Source organism: Dapis purpurea BLCC-M126 (genome assembly GCF_050015975.1).
GTDB lineage: Bacteria > Cyanobacteriota > Cyanobacteriia > Cyanobacteriales > Microcoleaceae > Trichodesmium.
This window is the reverse complement of sequence record NZ_JBNHER010000006.1, coordinates 4,829-20,839: the sequence shown is the minus strand read 5'-3', so window position 1 is coordinate 20,839 and position 16,011 is coordinate 4,829. Positions and strand designations below refer to the sequence as shown.

At 37.6% G+C, this 16,011-nt stretch carries 13 protein-coding genes and 1 pseudogene; 10 read left to right on the top strand and 4 right to left on the bottom strand.

Annotated features, from left to right (window positions below):
- Window positions 1-221 precede the first annotated feature (221 nt).
- Entirely contained in the window at window positions 222-1,757 is a 1,536-nt protein-coding gene (locus ACP6PL_RS01475) for a phytoene desaturase family protein (RefSeq protein ID WP_426541792.1), read from the top strand.
- 203 nt (window positions 1,758-1,960) lie between these two features.
- Here the strand turns inward: ACP6PL_RS01475 and ACP6PL_RS01470 are convergent, their stop codons facing one another.
- Window positions 1,961-3,292: a spondin domain-containing protein gene (locus tag ACP6PL_RS01470; RefSeq protein ID WP_426541790.1), complete on the bottom strand. Its 1,332-nt coding sequence runs from the start codon at window positions 3,290-3,292 to the stop codon at window positions 1,961-1,963.
- A gap of 176 nt (window positions 3,293-3,468) precedes the next feature.
- Here ACP6PL_RS01470 and ACP6PL_RS01465 point away from each other — a divergent pair, with 176 nt between their 5' ends.
- A complete protein-coding gene (locus tag ACP6PL_RS01465) occupies window positions 3,469-3,681 on the top strand; it encodes a hypothetical protein (protein WP_426541788.1) in 213 nt (70 codons plus the stop codon).
- Window positions 3,682-4,295: 614 nt separating this feature from the next.
- On the opposite strand, the gene ACP6PL_RS01460 is transcribed toward ACP6PL_RS01465, so the two are convergent.
- The gene (locus ACP6PL_RS01460) at window positions 4,296-5,627 is read right to left on the bottom strand and encodes a spondin domain-containing protein (RefSeq protein WP_426541786.1); all 1,332 of its coding nucleotides are present in this window, start codon (window positions 5,625-5,627) and stop codon (window positions 4,296-4,298) included.
- Window positions 5,628-6,151: 524 nt separating this feature from the next.
- Window positions 6,152-7,060, bottom strand: a complete 909-nt coding sequence (gene murI / locus ACP6PL_RS01455; RefSeq protein WP_426541784.1) for a glutamate racemase — start codon at window positions 7,058-7,060, stop codon at window positions 6,152-6,154.
- Window positions 7,061-7,665: 605 nt separating this feature from the next.
- Here murI and ACP6PL_RS01450 point away from each other — a divergent pair.
- The 7 genes and pseudogenes from ACP6PL_RS01450 (at window position 7,666) to ACP6PL_RS01420 (ending at window position 14,258) form a co-directional block, all read left to right on the top strand.
- Window positions 7,666-7,950 carry a hypothetical protein gene (locus ACP6PL_RS01450; RefSeq protein ID WP_426541963.1) on the top strand — a complete coding sequence of 95 codons (285 nt, stop codon included), beginning with the start codon at window positions 7,666-7,668 and terminating at the stop codon, window positions 7,948-7,950.
- Window positions 7,839-8,305, top strand: a pseudogene (locus ACP6PL_RS01445) (two-partner secretion domain-containing protein). The gene ACP6PL_RS01450 and the pseudogene ACP6PL_RS01445 overlap by 112 nt, the downstream one beginning before the upstream one ends.
- A 716-nt stretch (window positions 8,306-9,021) precedes the next feature.
- Complete coding sequence (locus tag ACP6PL_RS01440; protein WP_426541959.1) at window positions 9,022-9,147, top strand: group II intron maturase-specific domain-containing protein; 126 nt, start codon at window positions 9,022-9,024, stop codon at window positions 9,145-9,147.
- 161 nt (window positions 9,148-9,308) lie between these two features.
- Window positions 9,309-9,761 carry a DUF6220 domain-containing protein gene (locus ACP6PL_RS01435; RefSeq protein WP_426541782.1) on the top strand — a complete coding sequence of 151 codons (453 nt, stop codon included), beginning with the start codon at window positions 9,309-9,311 and terminating at the stop codon, window positions 9,759-9,761.
- 668 nt (window positions 9,762-10,429) lie between these two features.
- Complete coding sequence (locus ACP6PL_RS01430) at window positions 10,430-12,622, top strand: caspase family protein (RefSeq protein WP_426541780.1); 2,193 nt, start codon at window positions 10,430-10,432, stop codon at window positions 12,620-12,622.
- Between the two features lie 199 nt (window positions 12,623-12,821).
- Window positions 12,822-13,388: a Uma2 family endonuclease gene (locus tag ACP6PL_RS01425; protein ID WP_426541778.1), complete on the top strand. Its 567-nt coding sequence runs from the start codon at window positions 12,822-12,824 to the stop codon at window positions 13,386-13,388.
- 282 nt (window positions 13,389-13,670) lie between these two features.
- A complete protein-coding gene (locus tag ACP6PL_RS01420; RefSeq protein WP_426541776.1) occupies window positions 13,671-14,258 on the top strand; it encodes a Uma2 family endonuclease in 588 nt (195 codons plus the stop codon).
- Window positions 14,259-14,373: 115 nt separating this feature from the next.
- Here the strand turns inward: ACP6PL_RS01420 and ACP6PL_RS01415 are convergent, their stop codons facing one another.
- Window positions 14,374-15,018, bottom strand: coding sequence for a Uma2 family endonuclease (locus ACP6PL_RS01415; RefSeq protein WP_426541774.1), 645 nt, complete (start codon window positions 15,016-15,018; stop codon window positions 14,374-14,376).
- 259 nt (window positions 15,019-15,277) lie between these two features.
- Between ACP6PL_RS01415 and ACP6PL_RS01410 the strand changes: the two genes are divergently transcribed.
- Window positions 15,278-16,011: tetratricopeptide repeat protein (locus ACP6PL_RS01410; RefSeq protein WP_426541772.1), on the top strand; the 734-nt coding region annotated here is incomplete at its 3' end.

Here is a 16,011-nt window from a genome sequence, read left to right as displayed (position 1 = left end):
TATAATACTAATTATGGCTTAGTGAAAAAGTATTTTGCTGAAGCCAGGGAATAAGCAAAGTCAAAATTTAAAAGTTAAAAGTAAGATTTGAAAACTTTGATGCTACAGTAATTTCAGGAAATTGTTTCACATTTCAGTATAAGAGCCAATTTGAGATGACTTTGTTAACTTTGCTGGTATCCTTTATATCAATTGCTAAATTAACTAATTAACTAAATAATATGTCTCAAACAGATGTAATTGTAATTGGTAGTGGAATTGGTGGTTTAACTTCTGCGGCTTTACTAGCAAACTATGGTTTTGATGTCATAGTGTGCGAAAGTCATTCTATTCCTGGAGGTGCTGCTCATAGTTTTGAATATCAGGGATTCAAGTTTGATTCTGGACCATCTTTACATTCTGGTCTTTCCTATCGCCCTTCTACTAACCCATTAGCACAAGTTTTGGATGCTATTGGCGAGGAAGTACCCTGCGTAACTTATGACACTTGGGGTTGTTGTTTACCAGAAGGTGACTTTGATACATCAGTGGGTGCAGACCAATTTTGTGATGTTCTCCAAAGCCTGAGAGGTGACAATGCGGTGGCAGAATGGCGTAAACTCCAAGAAGTTATGGCTCCACTAGCAGAAGCAGCGATCGCTATTCCTCCTGCTTCTCTCCGTTTTGATTTAGGAGCAATAATGACAATGGGGCAGTTTCTACCTACTATGGCAAAACACATTTTTAACGTTGCTCAGTTAACGGGAGCGTTTTCCCAAATTATTGAAGGGGTTGTTACAGATCCTTTTATCCGAAATTGGCTTGATTTACTTTGCTTCCTACTTTCAGGTTTACCAGCAAATGGTACCAGTGCTGCTGAAGTTGCATTTATGTTTGCTGAATGGTATAAACCAGGAGTTGTGCTTGACTATCCCATTGGTGGAAGTGGAGCAATAGTTGATGCTTTAGTGCGCGGGTTACAACGTCACAGTGGTCAATTGATGTTGAATGCTCATGTGGAACAGGTAGTAGTTAAGGGTGGGCGTGCTGTTGGGGTGTTGTTGCGGAATGGAGAAGAAATTCGGGCAAAGCAAGCAGTAATATCAAATGCTTCTGTCTGGGATACTTTGAAATTATTGCCAGAGGGTACGGTGTCAAACTCTTTTCAGGAAGAAAGACAAGCAACACCAGAATGTAACAGTTTTATGCACTTACATTTGGGTATTGATGCCACAGATATCAAACCCGATCTGGCGTGTCACCATATTATTGTTAATCATTGGGATCAAATAGATGCACCCCAAAATGTTGTATTAGTATCTATTCCATCATTAATAGACTCTACTGTTGCACCCCCAGGAAAGCACGTTATTCATGTTTATACTCCAGGAAATGAACCATATCAATTATGGCAGGGTATGGATAGAAAGATTCAGGAATATGTACAACAAAAGGAACAAAGAGCTGAGGTTATGTGGCAAGGTTTAGAGCGAATAATACCTGATGTCCGTTCCCGTTGTGAAGTGAAATTAGTAGGAACTCCCATAACTCACGAACGCTTTCTTCGCCGTCATCGGGGGTCTTATGGTCCAGCAATTCGTGCTGGAGAGGGTTTATTTCCTGGACCGAATACGCCATTGCCTGGGTTATTATGTTGTGGTGATTCTACTTTTCCTGGTATTGGTTTGCCAGCAGTGGCAGTAAGTGGTATGATAGCAGCAAATACTCTTGCTCCTGTGTGGAAGCATAGGGAAATGTTGGAAAGAACAGTTATATAAACTTTGGGTAATTAGTTATATCATGTACAGTTGAATAGTTATAATTAGAGCTCGTAGTAGGGCTTGAGCCCGAACTCTAGATAGGGCTAAAGCCCTACTACAAACTCATATTAAAGTTAGGGGTTGGGGGTTATAGGTTTAGCTTGTTGTTGCTTTTGCCTAAACCTACCCCCAACAAATGCCCAACTTTTACTCAAGCAGCACTAACGGAGAATAAAGTTATCTCCTTCTAATTCAGGAGTGACATTAGCAAACAAACCACCATTGCCAAAACCTGCTGTAGCACCATCTGGGTTATAGTACAAATTGCCACTTTCTAGACTGTGAACAATTAAAGCTTCTGAGGTATTTGCTTCTGCATTTGTATCAACTACAGTAAATTCAGTTGAAACGCTAAATCCTGGGCTAGCTTTGCTACTTGACACGCTAGTTATAGCAGCAAAAGTATCTCGATCAAGAAGAATGAAATCATCATCTGTATTAAAATCAGTAATTGTATCTACACCTACATCATCAGTATCAAATGCCTCATTAGTATTGAAGATGAATAAGTCACTTTTACTGCCACCCATAAGAGTATCGTTACCAGCACCACCATTGAGGCGATCGTTGCCAGCACCACCTTTCAACATATCATCACCAGCACCACCAAGTAGGCGATCGAACCCAGTGCGACCTTCTAAAATATCGTCACCTTCACCACCTCTGATCAGGTCATTACCCTTACCACCAATGACCTGATCGTTGCCACCTAGTCCATTGACAATATCATCGCCCCCTCGACCATTGATAATGTCTGCCTGATCGGTGCCATTGAGGCGCTCGCCCACCCCAGTACCGAGAATGTCATCAACAAAAGAAAAGGTGAACCTTGCTATTTCATAATCTGCCCCATCATTTTCTGTTGTAAAATCACCCGCAGGACGTGCTTGTAAAATATTTCCTTGTTCGGCACTATCTTCTCGGGCACTACCGATAAAACCAGGGTGTAGTAGAACTGTTCCATTTTCATCGTCACCTGTATTGGGTGCTGCCTGAGCAAGTGCTGCTGTATTTTCAGGAATTTCATCATTGACTTCCGTTCCAGCATCCCAGACTCGATCTCCAGTAACAATAATCTCAATACCTGGAATCAATTCTCCAGCCTCATCAAAAATCTCAACAGGATCTCCATTAGCAATAAACGCATCATTACTAGGAAGGATCATTGCCGCATAGCTGAAGAAGCGATCAACCTCATGCTCTACAACAAATTGTGTAGAAACACTGTCCCCTGAATCAAAATCATTAAAGTTACCTGTGGGGCCAAGAATTGTCTGTTGAACACCAGTAGCATCACTGTCACTAAAAGCAGTAGTTATCCCATCAGTACTAGCATCTTCGGCTAACCCTTCTAGAAAAGTCCCAGATGCCGCGTCACCTTGGTCAAAAATATCAAACTCACCGTTCTGAATAGCCACCCAAGTTGAAGAGAAAAATGCACCATTTTCTGGGGCTATATTTTCAATAGTGACTCTAACTACTCTTTCGGTCATAAAATTATTTCCTTTATCATTAGCTTATTGATACATCCAAGTTTAGCATAAACCTAATTGTGTGGATTGTGTTCAGGGTATAATATATATAATCCATCAAACTCGATCTAAATCAATTTCCATACGACATTATAAAAATATTTGGTTTTGCTGCATGCAATATAACTCTCGGAACATTGACACTCAGAAACGGGCGATCGCTTTCCGGTCACTGGGGGTTCTATACTCTGGTAATTTTTGCTGGGGAGTGGTTTTGTCCTAGACCTAATAAACTATTCCCAGGGTTATTATGTTGTGGTGATTCTACTTTTATGGGTATTGGTTTACCTGCAGTGCGAGTTTGGTGGAATAATAGCAACAAATACTCTTGTTATTGTGTCTTATATTAATTTCATAAACTTGAGCTACTGAGGTTTAGAGTAGTTAGTAGCGAGTAGTCAGTAGCCAGTAGTCAGTAGATAAGGTGAATAGCCTGAATTTTTGAATTTGGTATTACAGCAGTTTCAGAGTTAGTAAAGTACAAAGTTTTAGGCGTTTCTGAAATGTAATGGTAAATAGCTGAAGGTAAAATTGAAAAACTTATGTTTACAGCGCTTTTCATTTGAGTAGACCACTAAACTCATTGTTAGGAGTCAGGAGTCAGGAGTCAGGAGTTAGGAGTTAGGAGGCAGGAGTTAGAAGTTAAGAGTTAGGAGTTAGTATCATTGTGGTTTATTGATCTGAAAACCGCTGTAAGGTTCAGACTTAATCTAAAAATCATTACCACTCAGTAACGCCAAGTTTTATAACTTTAGTAAATAGGGAAGAGATATTAGTCTTTGACTGTACCTCATCATCCTCTATATTCTATTAAATCTGCTCTACACTTGTTGCATTTATTTATGTTTATCTATTAGAAACTGATTGCATATTATAACTAGGGATTGGGGGTTAGAAGTTTGGCTTGTTGTTGCTTTTGCCTAAACCCACCCCCAACAAATGCCCAACTTTTACTCAAGCAGCACTAACGGAGAATAAAGTTATCTCCTTCTAATTCAGGAGTGACATTAGCAAACAAACCACCATTGCCAAAACCTGCTGTAGCACCATCTGGGTTATAGTACAAATTGCCACTTTCTAGACTGTGAACAATTAAAGCTTCTGAGGTATTTGCTTCTGCATTTGTATCAACTACAGTAAATTCAGTTGAAACGCTAAATCCTGGGCTAGCTTTGCTACTTGACACGCTAGTTATAGCAGCAAAAGTATCTCGATCAAGAAGAATGAAATCATCATCTGTATTAAAATCAGTAATTGTATCTACACCTACATCATCAGTATCAAATGCCTCATTAGTATTGAAGATGAATAAGTCACTTTTACTGCCACCCATAAGAGTATCGTTACCAGCACCACCATTGAGGCGATCGTTGCCAGCACCACCTTTCAACATATCATCACCTGCACCACCAAGTAGGTGATCAACACCAGTGCGACCTTCTAAAATATCGTCACCTGCACCACCTCTGAGCAGGTCATTACCACGACCACCAACTAACCAATCTCGGCCACCAAAACCATTTAAAGTATCGTTACCAGCAAGACCACGGATACTATCTGGTGTTTCTAAACCGTTAAGGCGATTGTCTCCAGAAGTAGCACCAGCAACATCTTGTAAAACAGTGATGCGAGCTATTTCAAAATCTTCTCCATCATCTCCTATTGTGAAATCAGCATCTTCGCGTGCTGTTAAAATACCTCCTGGTTCACCACCAAGTCGTTGACTACCAAGAAAACCAACGTGTAGTGAAGTTCCTGCATTTTCATCCACACCTGTATTTGGTTCTGTCTGACCAAGTGCTGCCGTATTTTCAGGAATTTCATCATTTACTTCCGTTCCTGCATCCCATACTCCATCTTGACCTCCATTAACTATAGTATCTACTCCTAAGAAATTTCCACTCTCATCAAAGACATCGAAAGCAACTGGGTTTCCATTAGCGATGAAAGCATCATTACTAGGTAATATCATGGAAGCATAACTAAAGTATCTGTACAGACTTCCATCTACATCAAATGCTCCAAGACCTAGGCTTCCTAGAGTAAAAGCTCCACTAGTAGTATTTGCTTCAATTACTCCGTCAATACCACTTTCACTACTAGCAAACTCAGCAGTGATAGCATCAAAAGTAGCATCTTCAGCCAGCCTTTCTAAACCTTCAGTAGCGGGTTCAGGAGTAGTAAAGGTGTCAAAACCACCATTATGGAATGCTACCCATGCTGGAGAAAAGAATACAGAACTTGTTTCGGTCCCTTCAGAGACTACGTTCTGAATTAGAACTCTAACATCAGTCATACAGTTTGTCCTCACTAAATTACCTAGTTGTTATTGGAAAGTTTATCACAAGAAATTTACTTTCATAACAACTTAAAAATTTTATAACAACTTAAAAAAAAATATATTTTTTTATGTGAATTAATAGATATTAATTATTCTTGCTACAAATTAATATGCCTTAAATTTTAATATATATAAATTATGAGTTTATTATTTGTAATATTTTTTTTGTGAGTTTAGTATGAAAAACGAAATTTTATAGCTAAAATTTCTTAAAAAAGGAAAAATATGATACAGCGCTTTCCGTTGTTATGAGGTATATCCACACGGGCAAGATGCCCGCACTACATGATTTTCACCATTTACCCTGTACATCATTTGCTCGAAATATGCTGTATTAAAAAATTAAACTGAATTTAATTTGAATTTCTACTGACAAAAAAATATTTGGCATTGCTGAGTGAAATATCATTTCCAAAATAACGCCAAATATAAAAGAAATATCTTGTCAGTGATGCTTATCACAAATAATTTACTATAAATCAAGCTACAGATTCAGATTTGATTTTCACACTTTCTACTCCTAAGCAAAATTGTTCCACTATCGGAGTAAAACCAAGAAATTGTTGCACTCTTTTAGCAAATTCTTCTGGGTCGCCACTCACATAGAAGCTAGTACAATGAGGAGGGCGATCGCTTAATTTTCCCAAACTATCAAGTTCCTGGGCTGCAGTACGAACAACAGCAATAGCGGGGTCTACTATTTCTACTGAGTTATCTAAAATTCGTCTAAACAAATGTATCAGATGTGGATAGTGTGTACAACCTAATATTAGAGTGTCTATCTGTTTTGCGATTAAGGGTTCAAGATATTGTTGTACTACTGCCAAGGTATAAGCATCATTGATCTGACCCTGTTCAATTAATGGTACTAAAGTAGGAGCTCCTACTTGAAATACTAAAATCGAAGGATCGATTTTCAGAATAGTATTCAGATAAGCATTACTCTTAACTGTATGTAGAGTAGCGATGACACCTATTCTTTTGCTACTCCTGTGGACAACTGTTTTTGCACCAGGTTCAATCATACCAATAACGGGAAAATTGTATTCGACTGCTACTCGATCTATTGCTGCTGCTGTGGCAGTATTGCAGGCAATGATCGCCATCTTAACACCCTGCTTTTGCATCCAAGTTAGTACTTGACGCACAAATTGTACAATCTCTGTCTGAGATTTTGTACCATAGGGAAGTCGTGCTGTATCAGCGAAGTAGATAAAGGTTTCTTTGGGGAGTTGGCGGTATAATTCTTTTAAAACACTAATTCCACCTACTCCACTATCAAAAATGCCAATGGGAGCAGTGTGTTGTTGTCTAGGTTGACTTATTTTTAGTAGGTAAGGGGTAGTAGTATATTTACCCTTTTGAAATTGATAAAAAATATTTGTCATCGTTATATATATAATTGACAAAAATAGCAGTTTTGGAGCCAAACCTTTCTACTGGTTTGTCATTTCAGTTAACACTACCTCGTCAAATAGGGAGGCTGGGAATACTGAATTCTCTTTCTCTTGGTCGATTGGATATGGCGAAGTTTCCTCGCCATCCCATCCTAGGGAATGCTCCGCATTCATGTCGGCGACAGCCGTTAACGTAGTTGTGCGCTAGCTAAACGACCGCTTTTTATCCCCTTTCCAGGAGGAGACTTGAGACCTGATTTTCTGGTCAAGATGAATTTGGGGGATAAACCATTAAATTTTTTCCCCTTATCTAAACTCATCATTTATTTTTGATGAAATAGACCACTAGGAAGTGAACCTTAAATTGTGGTACGGTTAGCATCAATTTAGTGCTGACCTTTTACCTTTAAGCACTATAGTGTTGATCGAAACCGGATTTAGTATGAATATTAAATCTAATGGTCTAGATAAGTTAGTTTAAGTCAAAAGTCTAATAATAATAGTCAAAATTTAAAGGTCTGTAGCGTTACTAATATGAATCAGATTTGAAATAATCTTTGACGGATACTAAAGTCCAAAGTTTGAAAATTTTAGTAATGAAGAAATTATTAACTATTAGCATAATTTTCACTAGCTGGAATTTATCCATGCCGAGTTTAGCTCAAATAGTCCCGGATGCTACTTTACCCAATAATACTACGGTAATTATCAATGGCAACCGTTTTACCATTGACGGTGAAACAACAATTGGTGACAATTTATTTCATAGTTGGATTTTTCTTTGCCCACACTCACAGAAGCATTCTTTGATAACTCAATTAATATCTCTAATATTATCAACCGAATTACGGGCGGTAATATTAGAGATATTGATGGATTAATTCGGGCCAACGGTACGGCTAACCTTTTTCTACTTAACCCAACCATATAGTATTTGGTCCTAACCCTCGTTTAGATATAGGAGGATATTTTGTTAGCACTACCACAGAGAGTTTAATATTGTCTGATGGTAGTTTCTACAGCGCTACTAATCCTAATGCCCCACCCTTGCTGACGATTAATAGACCCATCGGTTTAGATTTGGGACAAAATCCAGGAACAATAACAGTTGAGGGGAATAGTCATGGACTTATTGCAGCAAATGCCCTCTTTCAACAGATTGATATAAGTCAAGCCAATACAGGATTATTAAGTCAACCCCAATCAAACTTTAGCCCCAATTGGAGGAAATATTGACCTAGAGGGAGGTGTCCTAACGGCCAAAGATGGACAAATTGAACTAGGAGCAATAGCGGAAGGAAGAGTTGGTTTTAGTTTCTTGCCATCTAAAGGTTTTGCTTTCAACTATAACGGTGTGGAGAATTATCGAGAGATATAGACTGGATAAGGGTTGAGAAGAATGTATTTAAAATGAGCGCTCACATATTTGCATACTACTATTATCATCAAGTGTAATACAAAGCTCTACTAATATTACCAATACTTTGAATTTACTACATTAGTAATTATTTGTATCATGTAAACACACAAGCGCTCATTGCTATATATGTGATTCTCAAAAAACCATCTCTGCTAAAGCCCTAATAGCTAAACTAAATCCGGTAATAATATTATGTCTGGTAGCATCGGAGCGTGTATAGAATTACAGCACTTTTTAGGATGGTGAGGTATACTTGAAGATTAATATTATGTGCCCCCTTCGGGGGAGCTACGAATTGCGGTTAAATAGTTATTATAATTAAAGTTCGTAGTAGGGCTTCAGCCCGAACTGTAGATAGGGCTGAAGCCCTACTACAAACCATATACTTTATTATAAGTGATTATCCACAATTCGTAGCTCCCCCGGAGGGGGCACATGATATAATCTCTCTTCACCCCGTGAGCTAAAGTGATCAAACTTTGTACCTCACTAACTCCGAAACTGCTGTAAGTCACAATTTGAAGAAACCCTTCTGCCTTCTGCCTTCCTTCCACTAAAATATAAGTATTCAAGCGGACATGATATAAGAGGATGGGCTAACTACTTCTCAGCCGTAGTCAGCAAAGAGGTATTCAGTAAAATTGATGACCTCCTATGAAAAAGATTATGGAGATGGGCAAGTAGAAGGCATCTTAATAAGTCGGCTACTTGGGTTAAGAAAAAGTATTTTTTCCCAATAAGAGAATGGCTCTTAATTTAGCGATATCGCCGTTGAAAAACAATGAATTTCACTCGCAAATTTGATTACCAATTAAGCTTATGACGAAACAAATTTCTTCAGACATAAAATCGCCTACATCTAATTCATTAATCCAACCAAAGGCCCCAGTGCATTGGACACTGATGAGCTGTTTCATCCTTGTAGTGTTTTTTAACCTTTGTCTCTATGCTCAAGTGCTAACAGTGGGGTTGGCTTATTTCTATAACCCAGAATGGTGGCAGGTGCATGTTTGGTTAGTGCGAGGGTATAGCGGTTTATCTTTAATTCTGTTGGCATGGGTGTATCTCATTATTGTCCCCCTTCGAGTGAGGTATCTCACCACCAGCCTGCCAGTCTTGTTGGGATTGCAATTTCTGACAATTCACCTGAAAACGCCAATTCCATTAGCTATCATCCATCCATTGATTGGTTTCAGCTTGTTCTCGGTTTCAACCACGCTGGTACATCGTATGAGTCGTTTTCTGTTTCCTAAGACTGATGTAATTGATTAATAAGGAACGATCGGAACCCAAATCTATCCATCTGGTATTCCTTTGAATTTGAAGTTGAAGGATATCCTGACTTCCAGAGTTATATAACCCCTAAGCGAAAGAGGGGGAAGAGGGGGGAAAGGGGGAAGAGGGGGAAGCTTACAAAGGTAGGTTTTTGAGTTTTGATATCAAACAAGTGTGAGGAATATAGGGAAAGGTAGAAATTAAGAACTATAAATTAATTCTTTCCCCCTACTCCCTCTTTTCTGGAGATACGCTTAGGGCTTCTATAAAACTCCTGAGTAGTTGGAGTAATTACAAGGAACTCCTGGATATATTTAGGGCACTAAAGTGAACTACAAAAAAATATTTTTTTATAATTAATTATCGGTTGTTGGTCGTCTTCGAGAATGTTTGTAAAATAAGTATTATAGAGAGATGCGTAGTGACTAAAATCTAAAAGCAGTAATACTTGAAGGGAGTGAAATCTGGTAGATATCATAGCTTTTATATACATATATTCGTATATTTTTAAGTGACAAATAGTTGTCTTGATTTATTCCTCATTATTCCCAATTCCTTGTTCCCTATTCCCTATCTCCTTTTTATATTTCCTGATACATTCAATCTCTTATGATGACAATAATGATATAATTTTATTGATAATAATTATTATAAAAAATTAATCTATGAAACGCCGTCAAATTTTACATTTTGCTGGCTCAATGTTAGCAACCTTGGGTATAAGTCAATTAGAAATTCAACACAAAAGTCTTTATTATGCTAAAATTTTAGCCCAAAATACTCCTCGGAAATTAGCTTTATTGGTTGGTATTAATGACTATCCTAATAATACTAAATTACGAGGATGTATCACAGATGTTGAATTGCAAAAAGAATTATTAATTAATCGATTTGGTTTTAATCCAGCAGATATTTTATTAGTTACAGATGAAACGAAAATTAAACCAACTCGTGATGGCATATTAACTTCATTTGAAGAACATATAATTAAGCAGGCAAAACCAGGAGATGTAGTAGTTTTTCATTATTCTGGTCATGGTTCGCGAGTAGTAGACAAAGATGAAACTGATGGTTTAAATAGCACATTTATTCCCATAGACCAAACAAAAATAGAACAAGAAAATCGTAAATTGGTGTCAGATATTATGGGGCAGACTCTCTTTTTATTAATGTCTGCTATTAACACAGAAAATGTTACGGTAGTATTAGATAGTTGTCATTCAGGAGGAGGAAAACGAGGTAATTTAACAATGCGTTCTCTAACTAGAGAAGGCGACTATTATAAATATTATCCTAATAATCAAGAATTAGAATATCAACAACAATGGCTTTCCCGCCTGAATATGTCAGAAGCAGAATTTAAACAAAAACGACAAGAAAGTATTGCTAAAGGAATTGTTATTGCTTCGGCGAAAAGAAATCAATTAGCAGCAGATGCACCTTTTGAAGGATTTTATGCAGGGGCATTTACTTACTTAATGACTCAATATTTATGGCAAGAAACAGGTAATCAAAAAATTAGTACTATGTTGGCAAATGTCTCTCGTACTACCACTGATTATTCTCTTACTAGTCAAATACCAGAATTTGAAGCTCAGAAAAATACAAATAACGAAAATAAACCTACTTATTTATTAAAAAAATTAACGCCTCCTGCTGAAGCAGTTGTTAAAGAAGATGGAGTAAAGTTTTGGTTAGGTGGAGCTAACCCTGAGTCATTAGTAACTTTCGATAAAGATGCTGTATTTGCTTGGGTAGATAATACAGGTGCAGAAAAAGGAAAAGTACAGTCAATATCTCGCAATGGTTTGTTGGGAAACGGCAAAGTTATTGAAGGTAAAACTCCTCCTCCTGGTGCATTATTGCAGGAAAGGGCGCGTTCTATTCCAGCAGATTTTACTTTAAAAATAGGATTAGATGATTCTTTGGGCAATACAACTACTCAAGTGCGGGGAAGTTTAGAACAAATTTCTCGTATTCAACCTGTATCTTTACAACAGGGAGAAGTGCATTATATTTTGGGTAAAATGACAGAAACTTTGGCAAAAGAAGCACGACAAAATAATTTTTCGGAAGTGCCGGAAGTGGGGAGTTTTGGTTTATATACTCCAGGGTTAGAGTTAATTCCGGGTTCATTTGGTAAAGCAGAGGAAACTGTTGAGCAAGCGTTACAACGTTTGCGAGCGAAGTTGAAGTCTTTATTAGCTGCAAGGTTGGTAAAGTTGACTGTGAATGCTGAGTCATCGCGGTTGAAAGTGTCAGCGAAGATGAAAACTCTTAATCAAGAATTTGTTGGTACTGCATTTACTGTCAGAGGAATAGGGAAAAGTACAGGAGAGGAAGTTGCGACAACTACTCCCATAAAAGTTGAAGCGGGGGTGCCGTTGTTACCTCTGGGTACTCAGGTACAGTTAGAGTTGATAAACCAGGAAGAGCGAAATTTGTATGTGGCAGTGTTAGTTATTGATGCGAGTGGAGAAATGGGGATAGTTTTTCCTAATACTTGGGTAGAAGGAGTTGATGCTGCTTTGTTAAAACGAGGAGAAACAAAGTTATTGCCTCAACCGGGGGTAGATACGTTTAAGTTGACTGTGAGTAAACCTTTGGGAAATACTGAGGTGTTAGTTATTGCTAGTGTGGCACCATTGCGAGAGTCATTAAAGATGTTGCAGGCGATCGCTACTGCTAGAGGTATGCGTAGTGGCCCAATGAGTTTAGAGGAAACAGATGTGGTTGATAGTTTGCTTGAGGATATTAATGCTGGCAGTCGTGGTTTAACTGCGGAGTTTGACCCCACAGCGCGGGTGGTGGATACGACGAAAATTGGGGCGATGTCGATTACGTTTAAGGCGGTTTAATAGTGAAATGGCATCTTAATATTCTGGTTTAGATATAATCATTCATATAATATTATGTCTGGATAATCAGTGATAAAAAATTTTTGTTTGTAGTTGGGCTTTAGCCCGAACTATTAAGACAGGGCTAAAGCCCAACTACAAGCTTTAATTATTATAACTATTCAACCCGATATGATATAACATTGAGGAACTAATAACTATGGAATTAGCTACTGCATTTATTTCAACCACAGATTATTTGGAAGGAGAAAAAACGAGTCCTATTCGCCATGAATATCTCGGTGGTCAAATATTCGCTATGTCTGGTGGTAGTGAAGAACATAACCGCATTGCAGGTAATATCTACGCTAGTTTATTAAGACACTTACGGGGAAGCGGATGTAAAACTTTTATTGCAGATATGAAGGTCAAAATTGCTGTTGCCCAAAATAGCTCAGATATATTTTATTATCCAGATGTGATGGCAACTTGCGACTCCCAAGATACGGAAAAATATTACAAAAGTTATCCTTGTTTAATTGTTGAGGTACTTTCCCCTTATACCCAGAATTTAGACAGACGAGAAAAACGCTTGAATTACCAAAGTTTAGCAAGTTTGCAAGAGTATGTATTGGTCGATCAAACAGAAATGAAAGTAGAAGTTTATCGTCCATCAGAAGCAGGTTATTGGTCTAAGAAAAGTCTAGGAAAAGAAGATTTTTTAGAGTTAAAGTCAGTGGGATTAACTTTAACAATGGCTGATATTTATGATGAGGTTTTGATATAGCTTTTAAGCATTCAGCTATCAGCCATCAGCTTTTTTCCATGTTTATATCATGTTCGGTTAAATAGTTATTATAATTAAAGTTCGTAGTAGGGCTTCAGCCCTATCCATGACTTAGGGCTAAAGCCCTACTACAAACAAAAACTTTATTATTAAGTGATTATCCGTTAGCGTAGCTCCCCCGGAGGGGGCACATGATATTACTCCTTCTCTAATAGACAACTAAATTCTTCTTACTTAATTTAGGATAAAATTTAACTAATTGAATAAAGAAAAGAGGAAATTATGATTGCTGAACCTCACAATTATCAAAGAATGACAGCAGAAGAATATTTAGAATGGGAAGCTAAACAGGAATTTCGCAATGAATATGTAGATGGTGAAATTTTGGCTATGACCAGAGAAAATCTTCCTTATAATAATATTGTTCTCAATTTATATACGGCTTTATATTCCTCTATTCGTCAAAAAGGCTATCGAATTAATATATTGGAGGCGAAAGTTAAGGATGCTAAAAATAATCGTTATTTTTATCCAGATTTAGTTATTAGTTGTAATGCTAATGATTTAAAAGCTCGTGACTTTATCCAACATCCTAGTGTGATTATTGAAGTTCTTTCTCCAAGTACAAGGGATTACGATCGCGGCGATAAGTTTAAATATTATCGTCAAATTGAGAGTTTACAAGAATATGTTTTAGTAGATTCAGAATCAAATTCTGTTGAGATTTATCAACGTGGTGAGGGGAGAATGTGGCTTTATTCTGCATATACTGAGGGAGAAGATTTTACATTATCTAGTATTGAATTTAATTGTGCTGTTGATGTTTTATCTGAAGGGGTTAGTTTTGAGGCTGAACAACAGCAGCAGTAGAAGAGGAGAGGGGGGAGTGTGGGAAGTGTGGGAAGAAATTAAAAAATATATAGCGTTTCTAACAAGAGCAAATTTTTCGAAATTCTCTTCTCTCCTGACTTCTGACTTCTGACTTCTAACTTCTGACTTCCCTTGCCCATTGCCTAACTTGCTTTAAGGTTGCCGTTTCCCCAATAATTAATCGTTGTTCTAACCATTGAGGAATCATTGTCAGCTCTAACAAAGGAAAAGCTAAACTTTGCATTATTTCATCATAATTTTTAGTTTGTTTATTCAACCCATAAAACTGCAACTTTTTTCCATCATATCGCCATATTTCCCCTACACCTAATGCTGCGTAAATAGGTAACTTATCAATTGAACTATTGGTAATATCAATTTCAATAGCTAAATCTGGGGGTGTATCTCCTTGATTTAAGTCAATATTTTGCTTATTTCTCACCTCTGACTCATTTTGTAAATAAAAACAGGCATCAGGTTCAATTCCTTTTTGAATATCATCCCTTTTGAGAGTAAGAGAGCCAACACTTTTAATATTTAAGTTCCATTCTTCCGCCATAATAAATATCAGACGAGCAATAAACCAATTGTTATTTTCATGCTCCATTAAAGGACTCATAATCTGTAAATATCCTCCATCATAAACTAGGCGTTTTGTAGAATTTTCACTTAATTCCTGACTGATATGCCCGAAAGTTTCCCAACTAATAGGATGCAAAATTATATAATTTTCAGCCTGTGTTTTAGTGAGTGTTTCCATTATCTTTTTTTCCTATTGGATAAATTATAGTAAACTGCTAAGGAACTAATAATATGATATTGGCATAACTAAGTTGTTGTTTGTAGTATTGTTCTAGCCCGAACATTTATAGATATTGCTCTGGCAATACTAGGAGATTTAATTATAACATTAACTGATATTTATGATGAGGTTTTGACTGGATAAATATAGTAAACTGCATAACTGGTTAATTCTACGGATATATAATTGAGTAATACCAATTTTAAGAGTTAATTTTATGAAGGCAATAATTAAATATTCTCTGGTGTGTGGAGCAACATTTATTAGTATCTGTGAGTTAAGTTTGGGGATGGCCAAACCAGTAGTAGGGGAAATTAAGCCTGCTGTGGTAGCACAACAGTCTAGGGAAGTGGAAGAATTTAAGCGACTTTTTCAACAAGCAGAAAAGTTGTCGCAACAGGGCAAATATAGTGAAGCTATTCCACTATTAGAACGTGCCTTAATTATTGTAGAAAATGCAGGTGCTTCTGAAACCAGTGTTGCTGCAGCAGTTATTAATTTTTTAGGTTTACAGCATCATTACCAAGGGAACTATACAGAAGCCTTACCCCCATACCAAAGGTCTCTGGCCATCAAAGAGAAAGTATTAGGAGCAGACCATCCAGAGGTTGCCTCCAGCCTCAATAACCTGGCAGCACTGTACCGTGACCAAGGGGACTACACAGAAGCCTTACCCCTATTCCAAAGGTCTCTGGCAATATTAGAGAAAGCATTAGGAACTGACCATCTATACGTTGCTACCAGCCTACTCAACCTGGCAGAATTGTACCGTGCCCAAGGAAACTACAGAGAAGCCTTACCCCTATACCAAAGGTCTCTGGCAATTGATGAAAAAGCATTAGGAGTTGACCATCCAAACGTTGCTCGAAGCCTCAATAACTTGGCAGGAATGTACCAAGCCCAAGGGAAGTACACAGAAGCCTTACCCCTATACCAAAGGTCTCTAGCAAT

Coding starts and splice junctions, on each gene's coding strand:
- ACP6PL_RS01475 (WP_426541792.1), top strand. CDS start 222: ATGTCTCAAACAGATGTAATTGTAATTGGTAGTGGAATTGGTGGTTTA.
- ACP6PL_RS01470 (WP_426541790.1), bottom strand. CDS start 3,292: ATGACCGAAAGAGTAGTTAGAGTCACTATTGAAAATATAGCCCCAGAA.
- ACP6PL_RS01460 (WP_426541786.1), bottom strand. CDS start 5,627: ATGACTGATGTTAGAGTTCTAATTCAGAACGTAGTCTCTGAAGGGACC.
- murI (WP_426541784.1), bottom strand. CDS start 7,060: ATGACAAATATTTTTTATCAATTTCAAAAGGGTAAATATACTACTACC.
- ACP6PL_RS01450 (WP_426541963.1), top strand. CDS start 7,666: ATGAAGAAATTATTAACTATTAGCATAATTTTCACTAGCTGGAATTTA.
- ACP6PL_RS01435 (WP_426541782.1), top strand. CDS start 9,309: ATGACGAAACAAATTTCTTCAGACATAAAATCGCCTACATCTAATTCA.
- ACP6PL_RS01430 (WP_426541780.1), top strand. CDS start 10,430: ATGAAACGCCGTCAAATTTTACATTTTGCTGGCTCAATGTTAGCAACC.
- ACP6PL_RS01425 (WP_426541778.1), top strand. CDS start 12,822: ATGGAATTAGCTACTGCATTTATTTCAACCACAGATTATTTGGAAGGA.
- ACP6PL_RS01420 (WP_426541776.1), top strand. CDS start 13,671: ATGATTGCTGAACCTCACAATTATCAAAGAATGACAGCAGAAGAATAT.
- ACP6PL_RS01415 (WP_426541774.1), bottom strand. CDS start 15,018: ATGGAAACACTCACTAAAACACAGGCTGAAAATTATATAATTTTGCAT.